This is a genomic window from Sinorhizobium chiapasense (assembly GCF_036488675.1).
Lineage (GTDB): Bacteria > Pseudomonadota > Alphaproteobacteria > Rhizobiales > Rhizobiaceae > Sinorhizobium > Sinorhizobium chiapasense.
The window spans coordinates 2,987,202-3,004,301 of sequence record NZ_CP133148.1 but is presented as its reverse complement, the minus strand read 5'-3'; the positions used below and the strand labels follow the sequence as shown (position 1 = coordinate 3,004,301).

Here is a 17,100-nt window from a genome sequence, read left to right as displayed (position 1 = left end):
TGGCGTGAGGCCGATGACCGCGGTCGATCAGGGAGGTCAGAAATGTTCATACGCTTCGGCTACGAGATCGGCGTTCGCTGCACGCAGCCGACGCCGATGATGACCTATCTTTCGGTTGTACCAGAACGGCGTGGCAACATCGTCCGTGAGCGCGGTCCGGTCGCATCACCGATCCTGGCGATGGAGGAAATCACTGACCCCCACGGAAACGCCTGCCTGCGGATGGTCTTGCACGCGGGCGAAACCAAACTCAGCTATGACGCCGTGATCAAGGACGACGGCAGGCCCGATGCCTCGGATCCACTGGCCGAAGCCGTGGCGGTAGAAAGGCTTCCGGCCGCCTGGCTGCCTTATCTTTCCGCCAGCCGCTATTGCGAGACCGACCGCCTCGCCGCACTGGCCTGGAAGCTTTTCGGCGATGTTCCCGCCGGATGGCAGCGCGTTCAGGCGATCTGCGACTATGTCCATGATCGGCTGGTTTTCAGCTATGGCTATGCGCAGGCAATGCGCACGGCTCTCGAGGCGCATGAGGATCGCCTGGGGGTCAGCCGTGATTATGCTCATCTCGCTATTGCCTTTTGCCGCTGCATGAACATGCCGGCGCGTTACGTCAACGGCTACATGACCAACGTCGGCGTGCCCGAGAGCCCGGCCCCCATGGACTTCAATGCCTGGTTCGAGGCTTATCTCGGTGATCGCTGGTATACGTTCGACGCCAAGAACAATGCGCGGCGCATCGGTCGCATTCCTGTCGCGCGGGGCCGCGACGCGGCGGACATCCCGTTGATCCAGACCTTCGGGAAGCATGAACTCACGGTCTTTACCGTGTGGACCTCGGTCGAAACCGATGTCTCGCTCGCCCGGTCGCACCGCGCGGCCGACGTTTCGCTGCTGACACCCTGGTTCAGTGAAACCTGGTCGCGACATCTTCAAGAGCGCGACCGCAACCGGCACTGAAAGTGGCTTCCTGCATGTTTCCTTAAATCGTAGCCGATTTAAGGATGAAAACATGCAGCAATTCAAAGTGCTACAGCGACCTTTGTGCGTCTGAAAAGACGCACGGCGCTGTGGGCACCGTAAACGGATTTTTCATTTCCGACGCGGTCGGCAGAAAATAATATCTATAAACTCAATCGAGAATATAGGAGAACATAACTACTGCGAAACAGCGGAGAAGCAAGATGAACGCGACCAAGGCTGCTCGATCCCGCTATGCGATCTACGCTGCACCGCCGGCCCGCCGCTCGTCGGTCAATCTCATTCCCCACACTATTGCCTTTGCCGCAGCGTTCAGTTTCGTCACGGCGCTCATCATCGGTGCGATCTGACCTGGCCTGACTAACCCAGCCGCGACAAATGCTCGTGCGCGGCCACCACGGGCCTTCTCTTGTGTTCCATCCCGTCTCGTATTCGCTCGGCTGCGCAACGACCGGCCCGAGTGGAAGAGCTGCGCAATCGGCCGATGTCGCGGGCGATGAGATCGTTACGCTTGCGGTCTAGGCCGCCGACGTCGTAGCCTTACCCTCGGCAAGCGGGAATGCGTGACATATGCGGCGGATTGCTCCGGAAAATTGGTATGCGGTGAGGCGTCTCGAAGATGACGTCACCTTCATTTCGGAGCCGTTCATCCAGGCGTTTTACCGCTGCAACGTCTGGCACGTGCGTGGCCGCGATCGCGACATGCTGGTCGACAGCGGCATGGGCGTCGTATCGCTGAGGCAGTGGGTGCCGCTCGTCACCGAACGCGAACTCATTGCGGTCGCAAGCCATACGCATTTCGACCATATCGGCTGTCATCATGAGTTCGAGTGCCGGGCGGTGCACGCAGCCGAGGCCGATCTTCTTGCCCATCCGACGCGGGCCAATACGCTCGCCGATCCTTATGTTACCGACGACATCTTCGATGCGCTGCCGCCGGAGCCCTATTGCTCGCAATGCTATGGCGTCAAAGCGGCCGCCGCGACGCGCGTTCTCGATGACGGCGATACAATCGATCTCGGTGACCGGATCTTCGAAGTCATCCACACGCCTGGGCATTCCCCAGGCGGCATCGCGCTCTGGGAGGAGAGCACCGGCGTGCTGTTCAGCGGCGACATTCTCTATGACGGCCCGCTGGTTGAAGACACCTACCATTCCGACGCGGACGACTATCTGGCGTCGATGGAGCGCCTGCTGAGAATACCAGCGCGCATCGTCCACGGTGGGCATTTCCCAAGCTTTTCCGGTGAACGCTACCGGAAGCTAATCAAGGACTGGCTCTCCGCGAAACAAAAGACTATTTGACGGGAAGGAGGAGTGAATGCTCGACAAGAGAAAACTCTACATCAACGGCGAATGGGTCGATCCGATCGAGGCGAAGGATCTGGAGGTCCTGAATCCGGCGACCGAGCAGCCGATTGCCGTGATTTCCATGGGCACGGCCGCCGACATCGATCGCGCCGTTGCCGCGGCGAAGAAGGCCTTCGCAACCTACAGCCAGATCAGTGTCGAGGATCGCCTGGCGCTGCTCGAAAAGCTGCTTTCGATCTACAAGCGTCGCTATGACGAGATGGCCGCAACGATCACCATGGAGTTGGGCGCCCCGGCGACGATGGCGCGCGAGCAACAGGCCGACGTCGGCGTCGGGCACCTGCAGTGTTTCATCGACGCGCTGAAACGCTTGAAGACGCGCGACCGGCTTCCGAACGGTGATGTCATGCTGCGCGAGCCGATCGGTGTTTGCGGGCTGATCACGCCCTGGAATTGGCCGATCAACCAGATCGCCCTGAAAGTCGTGCCGGCGCTTGCGACGGGCTGCACCTGCGTCCTGAAGCCCAGCGAATTTACGCCGCTCAACGCCATGCTCTACGCGGAGATGATCCACGAGGCTGGCTTCCCGGCGGGTGTTTTCAATCTCGTCAACGGCGATGGTATCAACGCCGGCGCCGCGCTGTCGAGGCACAAGGACATCGACATGATGTCGTTCACCGGTTCGACCCGCGCCGGTATCGCCGTCAGCAAGGAAGCGGCCGAGACGGTCAAGCGCGTCACGCTGGAACTTGGCGGCAAATCGCCGAACATCGTCTTTGCCGACGCCGATCTCGAGGAGCGCGTCACCGGCAGCATTCTCGAATGCTTCAACAATTCCGGCCAGTCCTGCGATGCGCCGACACGCATGCTGGTGGAGCGCGAGGTCTACGACAAGGTCGTGCAGATTGCGAGGCGCGTGGGCGCCGAGGCCAAAGTCGGCGATCCGACGAAAGAGGGCTCGCACATCGGTCCGCTCGTCAGCCACATCCAGTATGGCCACGTGCAGGTGCTAATCGAGGCAGGCATTGCCGAAGGCGCCAAATTGCTCGTCGGCGGTGTCGGCAAGCCCGAAGGCTTCGAGACGGGCTATTTCGTCAAGCCGACAATTTTTGCCGATGTCGACAACACGATGCGCATCGCACGCGAGGAAGTGTTCGGTCCGGTGCTGGCGATCATTCCCTTCGACACGGAGGAGGAAGCGATCCGGATTGCAAACGACACCAATTACGGGCTGGCAGCCTATGTCCAGACCGGGGATCCGAAACGGGCCGAACGCGTCGCCGCGAGGCTGCGCGCAGGCATGGTGCATATCAACGGCGGCCCGCACCGCTACGGCAGCCCCTTCGGCGGCTATAAGCAGTCCGGCAATGGCCGCGAAGGCGGCCTGTTCGGCCTTGAGGATTTCCTGGAAGTGAAGGCCGTTCACGTACCGGACGCGGCCTGATCCTCTGCCATGACGAGATTCAGCCGGTGCTCGCCCACCGGCTGAATTTTTGTCGCTAAATTAGCGGGTGGCTGCTGTTGCCGGCAGCCGGGTTCTGGTAGCTGGTTCGCGGGGGTGCCATGCGGCATCCGTCATCAGTTTACCCCCTGGACATCGCCTTGACCCAAGCCGCTGCTACCGTTTCCTCCCGCAAATCGATTGCGATGACAGCGCTGCTGCTCGGCGGTGCCGCCATCGGTGGATCGCCGATCTTCGTTCGGCTTTCCGAGGTAGGGCCGATGGCGACCGCCTTCTGGCGCGTCGCCTTGGCGCTGATCCCGCTTGTCGCCTGGTCGTGGCTGCGCAACGGGGCAGTGGGCGACAGGCGGCCGCAGCAATTTTTCGACTATGCCATGCTCGTCCTGCCCGGCGTCTTTTTGGCGATCGATCTCGCTGCCTGGCACCTCGCGCTGACCATGACATCGGTCGCGAATGCGACGCTGCTCGCGAATCTTGCGCCGGTTTTCGTCACGCTCGCAAGCTGGGCGCTGTTTCGCGCTCCGGTCAGCCGCGTCTTCGTCGCGGGGCTCGCGACCGCGATCGCCGGCGTCGTGATCCTGAAGGGAGGGCCGGCCGCGCTCGCTGAGGGCGACGTTCTCGGCGATGGCATCGCGGTCGTGGCCGCGATGTTCTATGCGGGCTATATCCTTGCGATCGGCAAGTTGCGGAGCCGCTTCGACACCAACCGGATCATGATCTGGAGCACGGCCTCGGCTGCCGTCTGCATGCTGCCGATGACGCTCGTCGCCGAACCCACGCTCTTCCCGGCAAGTGCCTTCGGATGGGCGACGCTGTTCGGTCTCGCCTTTGTCAGCCATGCGGGCGGGCAGGTGGCGATCACCTATGCGCTCGCCTACCTGCCGGCCGCCTTCTCGTCATTGACGCTGCTGCTGCAGCCGGTCGTGGCGGCGATCCTCGCCTGGGTGGTGCTCAGCGAATCGGTGGGCCCTGCTCAGGCGATCGGCGGCGCGATCGTGCTCGTCGGGATCCTGATCGCCCGCCGCGGATAATCTCTTACGCTCAGATGCCGGGCAGTTCGAAGCCCGCGAGCCGTTCTTCGAGCTTGCGGATCGTCGGGACATCGGCATTGGCGAAGGCAAAGCGCAGGTAGTTTTCCTGTCCTTCGCCGAAATAGTCGCCCGGCAGGCAGACCACACCGGCGAGCTTCGCCAGCTTTTCGGCAACGAATTGCGAATCGATGTCGGGGAAGGGGTGGCGGATATAGGCGAAATAGGCCCCGGCCGCCTGCAGCTTCCATTTCGGCAGGCGGCTCATGACCTCCTTGAGGGCGTCGGCGCGTGCGGCAATTTCAACACGGTTCGCAAGCCGCCAATCTGCGAGCGCCGGAATGGCCTTGGCGACTGCGGCCTGCGCGGCGCGCGGGGCGCAGATCTGCAGGTTGTCCATGACCTTGGTGACCTGTTCGACGAGCGCCGGACCGGCGGTGATTGCGCCGAGGCGATGGCCGGGAATGCAGAAGGATTTCGAGAAGCTGTAGAGGCCGATGAAGCTGTCCTGCCAGTCCTTCGCCTGAAGCAGGCCGTGCGGCGCGATGTCGGCCGATGGCAGGAAATCGCGATAGGTCTCGTCGAGGATCAGCCAGGTGCCGTTCTTGCGGCAGGCTTCGTGGATGCGCTCAAGCAATTCCGGCGGATAGACAGCGCCGGTCGGGTTGTTGGGCGAGACGAGGGCGAGCGCGCGAATGCCCGGGCGAAGCGCTGAGGCGATCTCCTCAACTTCCGGCAGGAACCCGGCGCCGGCGTCACAGGGTACCAGCTCGACATTGATGCCGAGCATCGCCAGTGTTGTTTCCTGATTGAAATAATAGGGGTTGGTCATCAAGACCGTGTCGCCGGCGCCGGCGATCGCCATGACGGCACACATGAAGGCCTGGTTGCAGCCTGAGGTGATGTGAACGTTGTCGGCCGTAACCGCCGCAGCGTAGAGGTCGGCGACATGGGCGGCATAGGCCGTGCGCAATTCCACCTCGCCCTCGATCGCGCCATAACCGGTGTAGGCGGCCGAGGCGGATGTCTCGCCGAGCCATTTCAGCATGTCCGGATGCGCGGGATAACCCGGCACCGCCTGCGAAAGGTCGATCAGCGGCCCTCTTGCCCCGTCGTAGGCCTTCGCCCAGGCGAGCACCGAGGGAACCGGCGGCGGCGAGAGCTTTTCGACGAGGGGATTGAAATGCGGCATTTGAACCTTCCTGTTGCTGGTAAGCGGGAACCAAGGGCTGGCGGAGAATTGCGCCGGGCTCTCGGTCTCGTTTTATGATTTGGCCTTGCGTTTCTGGGGGTGTCCCGGGCGACGTATGCGTGACGGCGACGAGATCGGTTGAAAACCGTCTGCAGCCGTCTTTCGTGTGGTTTCGGGCTTCGACATGCGGCTGCGAATGATCGTGCGGGCGGAAACCTGGAGCTCCGGCATCGGGTCACTCTCGAGGGCGGCGAACAACCAGTCGATGAAGACGCGGACAATCGGCGCGGCGCGGATTTCGTTGCGGCAGGCGACGAAGAACGCGTCGTTGGCCGGTACGGTCAGATCGAAGGGGGCGATCAGCTCGCCGCGCGCGATCAGGCTTCCCGCGGTGATCGTGTCGCCCAGCGCCACGCCCTGATTGTGCAACGCCGCTTCGGTCGAAAGCCGCGCATCGCTCATGAAATGCTGGCGGCCGCGCTGCAGATCGATCGCATCGGCGGCGGCCAGCCAGGTGTTCCACTCGCGGCCGTCGTCGCCGTGAAGCATGACGTGGTCGCGCAGATCCCGCACGGAGCGCAGCGGCCGCATATTGAGCAGTGTCGGGCTGACGACCGGGAAAAGCTCAAGCCGGCTCCAAAGCTTCGCCCAGCAGTCGTTCCAGTTACCGTCGCCGTAGAGCAGGCAGATATCAACGTCCGGGGAATGGAGATGTGCCGCATCGTTGGAGGCGATCAGCGTCAGCCTGACGTCCGGAAATTGTTCGGTGAACTGGTGCAGGCGCGGGATCATCCAGAAGGAAAGCAGCGCCGGGACGCAGGTGATCCTGAGTTCGCCGCTTGTCGCCGGGCGTGTCATGGCAGCGGTGGCGGCGGCGATTTCCGCGAAGGCATGGGTGACGGCGGGCAGCAGCAGGGCACCTTGCGGCGTCAGCCTCAGCCGTTTGCCGCCGCGCTCGAAAAGCGTGGCGTTGAAGGAGAGTTCGAGCGCCCGGATCTGATGGCTGATCGCACCGTGGGTGACGTTGAGCTCGCGCGCTGCGGCCGAAACGGAGCCGCGCCGGGCGGTTGCCTCGAAGGCACGCAGCGGGTTGAGAGGAGGCAGGCGGCTCGACAAAATGGGCTCCGGAAGGCGAGGCGAGAATGTGAATTTTTCTCACACGAAACGCTATAACAATGTCAATTGATTTTCCACCAGAATTGTCTCCTAATATGCGCCAACAAAGGCAAAAGCCTGGGGAACACGACGGCGCCAGTCGAACCGGTGAAATCCGCAGATCGCGGTTTGCGGCGCGTCCAGCGCATCCCCGGCGGCAAAACATGGAGGTTCGGGCGCATGGCCTGGGATGAACAGAAGCTCAGCGAATTGAAGGCGAAATATGGCGAAAGCCATGGCGGCGAACTCTTCGATCCGACGTTCCGCAAGGTCGCGGACAAGATCTTCACGAAGAGCGGCACGCGGCTGGCGCCCTATTCCGGCATCCCGACCTTCCTGGCAGCGCCCTACATGCCGGTCGACAACCAAGAACCGGATTTCGGCAATCTTCAGGTGGCGATCGTCGGCATACCGATGGACCTCGGTGTCACCAACCGTCCGGGCTCCCGTTTCGGACCGCGGGCGCTCCGTGCGATCGAACGCATTGGTCCCTATAACCATGTGCTCGGCTGCGCGCCCGTCCACGATCTCCGCGTGGCCGATATCGGCGATGTTGCGTTCCAAAGCCGCTATCGGCTGGAGCTCAGCCATGAAGATATCGAAAAGCGCATCAACCAGATTGTCGATGCCGGCGTCTTGCCGCTTTCGGTCGGCGGCGACCATTCGATCACCCATCCGATCCTGAAGGCAGTCGGCAAGAAGCGTCCGGTCGGCATGATTCATATCGATGCCCATTGCGACACCGGCGGCGCCTATGACCTCACGAAGTTCCATCATGGCGGTCCGTTCCGCAACGCGGTTCTCGACGGCGTGCTCGACCCGACCCGCGTCGTCCAGATCGGCATCCGCGGCTCGGCCGAATATCTCTGGGAGTTTTCTTACGAGTCCGGCATGACCGTGATCCATGCGGAAGAGGTCACCGGTCTCGGCATTCCGGCCATTATCGAGAAGGCGAAGAAGATCGTCGGCGATGGTCCGACTTATCTCTCCTTCGACATCGACAGCCTTGACCCGAGTTTCGCTCCGGGCACCGGGACGCCGGAAGTCGGCGGCCTGACGACTCGTGAGGTGCTCGAACTCATCCGCGGCTTCAAGGGTGTCAATCTTGTCGGCGGCGATGTCGTCGAGGTCGCCCCGCAGTATGACGCGACGACCAATACCGCGCATGCCGGCGCGCAGGTGCTTTTCGAGATCCTGAGCCTGATGGTTTTCAGCCCTGCGATCACCGGCAAGGCCGGCTGACACGCGTGAAGATCGCCTGAAGATCGCCAGGCCGCCGAACTGGAAGCGGCGGCCCGGCGAGAGCCGGAACTAGCAAACTTCCAGTCCGGGGACGACGATGACGCCTTTTCCGGGATCGGGAGCTGGTTGCTCTGATGTGCGTAGCGGTCGGGTGCGAGGCGCTTCTCAGAATGGCCAATGCAGTCGATAATGCGGACGCAGAGTTTTTCACGGCGGATGAGCTGATTGCGGGCTTACTCGCGCCTTGCCATACGCTGATCGAATAAGGCCATTCCTTCGGCTGGAAATGCTGGCGGAGCGAGCCGAAAAGATGCAGGGAATCAACTACAACAGGGAACGCGGCGGCTGCCGCCAAAACAAAGGAGACATGCAATGAACATCAATTCCATCAAGCGCCGCACGCTGCTGGGGGCGGGGCTTGCCGGTGCATCGATGCTGGCGATGCCGGCGGTACTGAGAGCGCAGGACAAGTCGCTGAAGGTCGGCGTCTATGGCGGCTACTTCAAGGATTCGTTCGACAAGAACATATTCCCGGAATTCACCAAGGCGACGGGCATCGCGATCGAGTCGGTCGCCGAGCCGACCGGTGAGGCCTGGCTCGTCCAGTTGGAACAGGCGGCTCGCGCCGGCCAGGCTCCGGCGGATGTATCGATGATGTCGCAGGTGGCAATGCTCAAGGGTCAGGCGACCGATCTCTGGGCGCCGCTCGACATGGCGAAGATCAAGAACGCCTCGCATCTGATCGACCGGTTCATCAACAAGTATCCGGATGGCCGCGTCGCGGGCATCGGGGCCGTTTCCTGGTACATCACGCTCGTCACCAACACCGACGTCTACAAGGAAGCGCCGACCTCTTGGACCGCCTTCTGGGATCCGGCAAATGCCGACAAGCTCGGGCTGCTCGCGCTCGTCTCCAATTCCTTCCTGCTCGAGGTGACCGCCAAAACCTTCATGGGCGGCACCAATGCGCTCGACACGGAGGAGGGCATCCTGAAGGCATTCGAGAAACTCGCCGAAGTGAAGCCGAATGTCCGGCTCTGGTATCGTGACGAAGCGCAGTTCGAGCAGGCGCTGAAGTCGGGTGAAATTCCGATGGGCCAGTATTATCACGACGTGACCGGCCTTGCGGCCGCCGATGGCCATCCGGTCCGCTCCACCTTCCCGAAGGAAGGCGGCATCCAGGATTCCGGTTGCTGGGCGCTGTCGCGCGCTTCGCAGAAGGCAGAGGAAGCGCACATCTTCATCGACTATATGTGCCAGCCGTCGATTCAGGCGACGCTGTCGCGCAAGGTTGGCACCTCGCCGACCGTCAAGCGCGAGTCGACTGATCTCACAGACAAGGAGTTTGCAGCCGTTTCGTCGGACATCGAGCCGATCATCCCGCGCTACGATCTCTACCAGACCAAGTCGGACTGGTTGAACCAGAAGTGGACGGAGCTGATCGTCGGCTGATCGCCAACCGGGATCGACCTCCCGCCGGCGGGCGGGAGGTCGACTTTGAAAGACTGAGCGGAATCCGGGCGGAAAGCTGTTTCACACTTTCCTCATTCCCGCTCGATGAACCATCTGCGCATGAGGCGCTACTGCATGTTTCCTTAGATCGGGAACCGATTTAGGGATAAACCATGCAGCAATTCAAAGCGATGCAGCGACCTTTGCGCGTCTGAAATGGCGCACGGTGCTGCAGGACGGGAAATATATGTCGGGACTTGCCCTTCAGAACGTCGTCAAGGAATTCGGGTCCTTCAGGGCCGTCAACAATGTCGAACTCACGGTGCCGCACGGCACCTTCGTTTGCATGCTCGGGCCGTCTGGCTGCGGCAAGACGACGTTGCTGCGCATGATCGCCGGGCTCGATCTGCCGACCGGAGGTGCGATCCGCCTCGATGGCGAAGACATCACCCGCGTGCCGACCCACAAGCGCAATCTCGGCATGGTGTTCCAGTCGCTGGCGCTCTTCCCGCATCTGACCGTCGGCGAAAACATCGCCTATCCCTTGCGCATCCGCAAGGCGCCGAAGGAGGACCAGAAGCGGCGGGTCGACGAACTGCTGTCGATGATCCACCTCTCGGGCTATGCGGAACGGCCGGTCTCCAAGCTTTCCGGCGGCCAGCGCCAGCGTGTTGCAATCGCCCGCGCGCTGGCAATCTCGCCGAAACTTTTCCTTCTCGACGAGCCGCTTTCGGCGCTCGACGCGAAGCTGCGGGAAGCGATGCAGGTGGAACTGCGCCAATTGCAGCAGCAGCTCGGGATTACGACGATCGTCGTCACGCACGACCAGCGCGAAGCGATGACGATGGCCGATACAGTGGTCGTCATGAATGGCGGGGAAATCCGCCAGGCGGCTTCGCCGATAGAAATCTATCGCCGGCCGGCGGACAGTTTCGTTGCCGACTTCATTGGCCAGACCAACCTGATCGAGGCTGAAGCGGACACGCAGGGCCAAGTTTCCGTGCTCGGCCAGCCGGTGCCGGGTCTCGCCTTGCCGCGCGGCGCGGCAAAGGCGACACTTTCAATTCGTCCCGAGGACGTGCACCTGACGGCGCCCGATGCCGGAGCGATTTCCGGCACGGTCACCTTCGTGCGTGATCTCGGCGGAACGATCGAAACGTTTGTTGATGTCGCCGGACGCCAGATCGTCGCGGTTTCCACGCCGCGCGAGCGACCGGATGTCACCGTCGGCCAGCAGGTCGGCGTCGCGCTCACTCCGGATGTTTGCGTGGTGCTCAGGAAATGAGACGCGAACCGCCCCAGACCATCGGCGACTACGCGCCGCTCCTTTTTCCCGCGGCGATGCTCACCATCTTCTTCGTCGTGCCCTTCGGTACGATGATCGCCGTAAGCTTCTTCCAGCGCCAGCAGGGCGGCTTCTATACGCCGGCCTTCGTCTTCGACAATTACGCCCGCTTTCTTTCGGCTTTCTTCGGCGGCGTGCTGGGCTTTTCGCTGATGATGGCGATCGCTGTCGCCGTCTGCTGCGTCGTCCTGGCGCTCCCCTTCACCTACATGCTGACGCGGATGGCGCGCAGCGTCCAGGTCGTCTGGCTCGTCGCGCTGCTCTCGGTGCTCTCGCTCTCCGAGGTCATCATCGGCTTCGCCTGGTCGACGCTTTTCTCGCGCACGGCCGGCATCACCAACATCCTTGTTGCGCTTGGCCTCATGGGCGAGGCCAAGGCGCTCACACCAAGCTTTGCGGCGGTGCTGACGGGCATGGTCTATCAGGCCTTTCCCTATACGGTGCTCGTCCTGTTCCCGGCGCTTGTCCGCCTAGATCCGACCTTGACCGAGGCTGCGCGAACGCTCGGAGCCTCGCCGCTCAAGGCCTTCTTCACCGTCGTCGTTCCGGCGCTGAGGAACACGATCGTCGCGACGCTGATCATGGTCTTCATCTTTGCGCTCGGCTCCTATCTGCTGCCGCAGCTTCTCGGCCGGCCACAGCACTGGACGCTGTCGGTGCTGATCACGGACCAGGCGATTTACCAGTCGAACATGCCTTTCGCCGCGGCGATGGCGGTGTTTCTCGTGCTGGTGACGCTCGGGCTGGTCGCCTTGACGGTGATTGCGGGACGAAAGGGAGAGGCGGCATGACGTCCATTTTCCGCAAGTTCTATTTCTTCCTGGTCGCGCTCTTCCTTGCGCTGCCGCTGATCGTGGTTGCCGGCGTCTCGATCAACGCGAAGCAGACGCTCGCCTTTCCGCCGCAGGGCTTTTCGACCTCCTGGTATGGCGAGATCTTCCTGAACCCCGAATGGCGAAACGCGCTGATGGCCTCGGTCACGCTTGCGTTGCTCTCGGCAGCGCTTGCCGTCGCCATTGCCTTGCCGCTTGCCTGGTTCCTGTGGCGGCGGATAGCGCCCTGGGCGAACATCTTTCAGCTTCTGGGCGTCGCACCCTTCACGCTGCCGCCGGTGATCACGGCGCTGGGGCTATTGACCTTCTGGGCGACTGTCGGCTTCTACGGCCAGCCCTGGACGGCGGTGGTCAGCCACGCGATCTTCTTCGTGACCTTGCCGCTCGTCACCTTGTCCCTCGGCTTGACGTCGATCGATCGTTCGCTGGTCGAGGCGGCATCGACCATGGGCGCGGACGAGCGCACGGTGTTCCGCACCGTGGTGCTGCCGCTGATCCTCCCCTACATCGTCTCGGGCTATGCCTTTGCGTTCGTACTGTCGCTCAACGAGTATATCGTCGCGTACATGACCGTCGGCTTCACCATGGAGACGCTGCCGATCAAGATCTTCAACGCGCTGCGCTACGGCTACACGCCGACCATGGCCTCGGTGACGATCCTCTTCGTCATGACGGCCGCGATCATCTTCGGCCTCGTCGCCCGGTTCGGAGACCTGCCGAAGCTGCTCGGCGCCATGTCATCGGATGGCAAATGATGAAGCTTGCCGCGCTGCAGATGAAATCCGTTGGCGGAGATCTTGCCGCCAATCTTGGCCGGATCGGCGCTGCCGCTGTGGAGGCGTCCCGCCAAGGCGCAACGCTGCTTGTCACGCCCGAACTCGGCATTACCGGCTACGGTGCCGGTGACGTGATCCGCGACATCGCCGAGAGCGCCGACGGCCCGATCGTGCAGCGGTTGCAGCGGATTTCTGCCGAAGCCGGTATCGCGATCATTGCCGGCTTCGCCGAGCGCGAGGGTGATGCGGTCTACAACAGCGCCGCCTATGTCGACGGTGACGCTGCCCCGACGGTCTATCGCAAGTCGCATCTCTATGGCGACTACGAGCGCTCGCTGTTCACGCCGGCAGAACCGTCGACGCGCCTCTTCGAGCACCAGGGCGTCAGGTGCGGCATGCTGATCTGCTACGACGTCGAGTTTCCGGAAAATGTCCGCCGGCTCGCGCTTGCCGGTGCCGATGCGATACTGGTACCGACGGCGCTTCCGGCCGGCTGGTCGGGCACCTTCATCACTCACCACATGATTCAGACAAGGGCGTTCGAAAACCAGCTTTTCGTCGCCTACATCAATCATTGCGGTTCCGACGCGATGTTTTCCTTCGCCGGCTCGTCGCGCATCGCTTCACCGGACGGGCAGCTCCTGGCGAAAGCCAATTCCGCAGACGAGACCCTGATCTTCGCCGAAATCGACCCGGAGCTGTTTGCCATTTCGCGGTCGGAGAGTACCTATCTCAGGGACCTGCAGCGTCCCCGCCGCTGAATGTTCGCTTTTAGAGAACAATCTGTTCGCGTCGTTTCCTCTTTCTGCAGCGACCGGGCTGACCGATATTGTGCTCAACGAAATGCCCGCCTTACGGCGCCGCGTCTCCTCGGGGTCCGCAAACCTCGCCGTAATGCATTGAATTGGAGGCAAATCATGAGCTTGCAACTGACCGGTATCCATCATCTGACGGCAATCACGGCCAATGCGCCGGAGAACCTGCACTTCTATACGAAAACGCTCGGGCTGCGGCTGGTCAAGAAAACCGTCAATCAGGACGACACGACCGCCTATCATCTCTTTTATGCCGACGGAAAGGCAACACCGGGTAGCGACCTGACCTTCTTCGACTGGCCGGTCGGCCCCGAGGGACCCGGAACCCACAGCATTTCGCGCACGGGCCTCCGGGTTAGCAGCGCCGAAAGTGTGAGCTGGTGGAAGCGCCGATTTGCCGAACTGAGCGTCTCGGCCGGTGAGGTCACGGAAATCGATGGCCGGACGTCGGTCGACTTCGAGGACGGCGAAGGCCAGCGCTTCCGGCTTCTGGACGATGGCGGACTTGCGCCGTCGCATCCCTGGGACAAGAGCCCGGTTCCCGCCGAGCATCAGATCAAGGGACTCGGCCCGATTACGATCAGCGTGCCGGATATCACCAACACGGCGCTCGTGCTCACGCACGTCATGAACATGACGGACGTGCGCGCCTACGCCGCGCCCGATGGCGTCGGCGAAGTGCATGTTTTCTCGATGGGCGCGGGCGGTCCTGCGGCCGAGCTGCATGTCGCGGTCCAGCCGGGCCTGCCGATCGCGCGCCAAGGCGCAGGTGGCGTGCACCATGTGGCCTTCCGCACACCCGACGTCGATGCGCTGCACCAGTGGACGGAACGGCTGAACGGCTTCCGCTTGCCGTCGAGCGGCGAGGTCGAGCGCTTCTATTTTCGCTCGCTCTATTTCCGCGAGCCGAACGGCATCCTGTTCGAGATTGCGACCGACGGTCCCGGCTTTGCCGTCGACGAACCGATGGAAACGCTCGGCGAAAGCCTGTCGCTGCCGCCCTTCCTGGAGCCGAAGCGGGCTCAGATCGAGGCCGGGTTGAAGCCGTTGGAGTAATCCCAAGGCCGAGACATTGTTCTCGGCTTTCTTTTTCTCCTTTGACCTCTAGTTCTACTGCATGTTTCCTTAAATCGTAACTGATTTAAGGACAAAAACACGCAGCAAATCAAAGTGCTACAGCGACCTTTGCGCGTCTGACAAGACGCGCGCGGCGCTGTAGTGAGGATGGCGGCCTTGCGCCGCTGATGCATGAACGAGAGGAACCCATCATTCATGACGAAGATACTCGGCATATCGGGCAGCCTGCGGAAGGCTTCCTTCAATACGGCGTTGCTGAGGGCTGCAAAATCCGTCGCGCCCAACGATATCGAGTTCGAGACCGCGACGCTGCACGGCATTCCGCTTTACGATGGCGATGTGGAGGCTGAAAGCGGCATCCCGGCGGCAGTGACCGATCTCAAGCAGAAGATTATCGCGGCCGACGGCGTGATCCTCTTCACGCCGGAATACAACAACTCGATGCCCGGTGTTTTCAAGAACGCCATCGATTGGCTCAGTCGCCCGCCGGCCGATATCAAAAAGGTGTTCGGTTGTCGGCCCTTTGCGTTGGCCGGTGCGTCCCCTGGGAATTTCGGCACCATTCTCAGCCAAAATGCCTGGCTCTCCGTGATGCGGACGCTAGGGGCCGACCTCTGGTCGGGCAAGCGGTTGATATTGCCGAAGGCCGCCGCGTTGTTCGATAGCGAGGGGCAATTGACCGGCGAGCAGACCAGAGAACGTCTACGCGACTTTCTCACGGCCTTCGCCGAGTATGTCGCGTCGACGAAAGCACCGTAATGCGTTAAAAGCGCCGCGCGTCTATTAGGCGCGCAAAGGTCGCTGTAGCGCTTTGAATTGCTGGAAACATGCAGTAGGGCGGCGGCATCAGAGACCGTTTTCCGCCATCCAGCGGCGAATGGCTTCGACATCGTCGTCACCGATGCCGTGATGGGTGTCGATGTCCAGCGCCTTGATGTTTGCGCCGGTATCGGCGAGGACCTTTATGAGGGCCGGTGCATATTTGCCGTAGGGATCTTCCCTGCCTGTCAGCACCAGAATGTTTGCTCCGGCAAGATCGGGTGTCGGCGCGTCTTCGAGCGCGGCCATTGCCCGCATCATCACCACATTCCTGATGAGGCCGGGGTAAAGCAGCATCACGGCAGCCAGCATGTTGGCGCCGTTCGAGTAGCCGATGAAGACCGTCTTGTCAGGCGCGAGGCCGTAGCCCTCGCCTCCGCCTTCGACGAAGGCGACGAAGGCCTCTGCCTCCGAGCGAATGTCCTGCTGGTCGAACGTCGTCATAGACAGGCGACGGAACCAGCGGGGGAAACCCTCCTCGGTGCTTCGGCCGCGCACTCCAAGCAGGGTGGCGTGCGGATCGACCTGATGGCCGAAGGGGAGCATGTCCGTCTCGTTGCCGCCGCTGCCGTGCAAGAGGACGAAGGTGCGGTGGTTCAGTTCATCCGGGTGATAGAAGCGGTGGATGAAAGGCAGGTCGCGCGGGGTCAGCCGCGGCTCGCCGGGCAGGGCGAATTGCGGAAGCTTCACCAAGGTCCCGGCCGTATCGGCTTCAAGGTGCGGTGGCAGGAACAATTTGGATCCGAGCGTGTCCGGCAACTCGTCGACCGCAAAACCCGGACCGTCGGTCGCGAGCTCGTAGAGCGAACCGCCCGGTTCACGCACATAGAGCGAGAAGAAATATTTCCGGTCGTGCGCGTTGGTCGCGCCGGCGTGCTCCTGCTCGAGATCGGCACGCACGGCAAGCACCGTCGCCTCATCCGGCGCGCGAAACGCGATATGGTCGATCGTGCCCGTGCCGGGCGCGGACGTCCAGAAGCCGGTGGCGTCGCGCACGTCGATGACGTCTCCTGATTTCGACGTGAAGCGCCGGATCGTGGCTGTTGCCCCGGTCTCCGAATAGCCGAAATGATTTTGAAGGAAGTGGGCGGTCTCCTTTGGCTTCTCGGTGAGGATCGTCGCGCCGCGCAGCCGCCTGATCGCGTCCGTCTCCGGAATATCCCGGCTCGCCCATGGAGCAGGTTCGGCAAGCGCGTTGGTTCCGACCAGTTTCACGATCACGCCGTCCGGATCCTTGAGACGCAGCACCGGCTCGCCGAACTCCTGTGCCGGGCCGGTCGCCTGAATGTTGAATTGCAATGCGCGCGTCAGCCAGAAGCCGATGCTCTCCGGCGGGATGGCAAAGGCGATTTCGCTCGGCTGACCGTGGCCGACACGTCCGGGCGAGCCATCTTCCCACATCAGGAAAGTGACGAGCGAGCCCGGCGACCCCGCCGCATCCCCGTAAAAGAGATGCAATTGGTTGGGGTCCTCGTAACCGCCGGTCCGCTTGACGAGGCGCAGGCCAAGAAAGCCGACGTAGAAATCGACGTTTGCCTGCACTTTGCGGGCGATTAGGGTGATATGGTGGATGCCGCTGGTCACCGTTTTGTCCCTCTGCACGTCAACTGCACAC

Annotated in this window: 16 protein-coding genes; 13 read left to right on the top strand and 3 right to left on the bottom strand. The window is 62.2% G+C overall.

Going from position 1 to position 17,100, the window contains the following annotated elements:
- The first annotated feature begins 42 nt into the window (after positions 1–42).
- The 5 genes from RB548_RS14545 (at position 43) to RB548_RS14525 (ending at position 4,782) form a co-directional block, all read left to right on the top strand.
- Complete coding sequence (locus RB548_RS14545; protein ID WP_331371994.1) at positions 43–957, top strand: transglutaminase-like domain-containing protein; 915 nt, start codon at positions 43–45, stop codon at positions 955–957.
- Between the two features lie 224 nt (positions 958–1,181).
- Entirely contained in the window at positions 1,182–1,328 is a 147-nt protein-coding gene (locus tag RB548_RS14540; RefSeq protein ID WP_331371993.1) for a hypothetical protein, read from the top strand.
- Positions 1,329–1,548: 220 nt separating this feature from the next.
- Complete coding sequence (locus RB548_RS14535) at positions 1,549–2,283, top strand: MBL fold metallo-hydrolase (RefSeq protein ID WP_331371992.1); 735 nt, start codon at positions 1,549–1,551, stop codon at positions 2,281–2,283.
- A gap of 16 nt (positions 2,284–2,299) precedes the next feature.
- Positions 2,300–3,733 carry an aldehyde dehydrogenase family protein gene (locus RB548_RS14530; protein WP_331371991.1) on the top strand — a complete coding sequence of 478 codons (1,434 nt, stop codon included), beginning with the start codon at positions 2,300–2,302 and terminating at the stop codon, positions 3,731–3,733.
- Positions 3,734–3,891: 158 nt separating this feature from the next.
- Entirely contained in the window at positions 3,892–4,782 is an 891-nt protein-coding gene (locus RB548_RS14525) for a DMT family transporter (protein WP_408642375.1), read from the top strand.
- 10 nt (positions 4,783–4,792) lie between these two features.
- Here RB548_RS14525 and RB548_RS14520 read toward each other — a convergent pair whose 3' ends face one another.
- On the bottom strand, positions 4,793–5,971 hold the full coding sequence (locus RB548_RS14520; RefSeq protein WP_331371990.1) for an aminotransferase: 1,179 nt from the start codon (positions 5,969–5,971) through the stop codon (positions 4,793–4,795).
- A 72-nt stretch (positions 5,972–6,043) separates the two neighbouring features.
- Positions 6,044–7,087, bottom strand: coding sequence for a LysR substrate-binding domain-containing protein (locus RB548_RS14515; RefSeq protein WP_331371989.1), 1,044 nt, complete (start codon positions 7,085–7,087; stop codon positions 6,044–6,046).
- Between the two features lie 219 nt (positions 7,088–7,306).
- On the opposite strand from RB548_RS14515, the gene speB reads away from it, so the two are divergent.
- The 8 genes from speB (at position 7,307) to RB548_RS14475 (ending at position 15,425) form a co-directional block, all read left to right on the top strand.
- Positions 7,307–8,368, top strand: a complete 1,062-nt coding sequence (gene speB, locus RB548_RS14510) for an agmatinase (RefSeq protein WP_331371988.1) — start codon at positions 7,307–7,309, stop codon at positions 8,366–8,368.
- A gap of 372 nt (positions 8,369–8,740) precedes the next feature.
- A complete protein-coding gene (locus RB548_RS14505; protein ID WP_331371987.1) occupies positions 8,741–9,820 on the top strand; it encodes an ABC transporter substrate-binding protein in 1,080 nt (359 codons plus the stop codon).
- 247 nt (positions 9,821–10,067) lie between these two features.
- Entirely contained in the window at positions 10,068–11,105 is a 1,038-nt protein-coding gene (locus tag RB548_RS14500; RefSeq protein WP_331371986.1) for an ABC transporter ATP-binding protein, read from the top strand.
- Entirely contained in the window at positions 11,102–11,956 is an 855-nt protein-coding gene (locus tag RB548_RS14495; RefSeq protein ID WP_331371985.1) for an ABC transporter permease, read from the top strand. The genes RB548_RS14500 and RB548_RS14495 overlap by 4 nt, the downstream gene beginning before the upstream one ends.
- A complete protein-coding gene (locus tag RB548_RS14490) occupies positions 11,953–12,753 on the top strand; it encodes an ABC transporter permease (protein WP_331371984.1) in 801 nt (266 codons plus the stop codon). The genes RB548_RS14495 and RB548_RS14490 overlap by 4 nt, the downstream gene beginning before the upstream one ends.
- Entirely contained in the window at positions 12,750–13,535 is a 786-nt protein-coding gene (locus RB548_RS14485; protein ID WP_331371983.1) for a carbon-nitrogen hydrolase family protein, read from the top strand. Before RB548_RS14490 ends, RB548_RS14485 begins: the two co-directional genes overlap by 4 nt.
- Before the next feature lie 156 nt (positions 13,536–13,691).
- On the top strand, positions 13,692–14,645 hold the full coding sequence (locus RB548_RS14480; protein WP_331371982.1) for a ring-cleaving dioxygenase: 954 nt from the start codon (positions 13,692–13,694) through the stop codon (positions 14,643–14,645).
- 216 nt (positions 14,646–14,861) lie between these two features.
- Positions 14,862–15,425 carry an NADPH-dependent FMN reductase gene (locus RB548_RS14475; protein WP_331371981.1) on the top strand — a complete coding sequence of 188 codons (564 nt, stop codon included), beginning with the start codon at positions 14,862–14,864 and terminating at the stop codon, positions 15,423–15,425.
- A gap of 87 nt (positions 15,426–15,512) precedes the next feature.
- Here RB548_RS14475 and RB548_RS14470 read toward each other — a convergent pair whose 3' ends face one another.
- Positions 15,513–17,069 carry a VOC family protein gene (locus RB548_RS14470; protein ID WP_331371980.1) on the bottom strand — a complete coding sequence of 519 codons (1,557 nt, stop codon included), beginning with the start codon at positions 17,067–17,069 and terminating at the stop codon, positions 15,513–15,515.
- Positions 17,070–17,100: the final 31 nt, after the last annotated feature.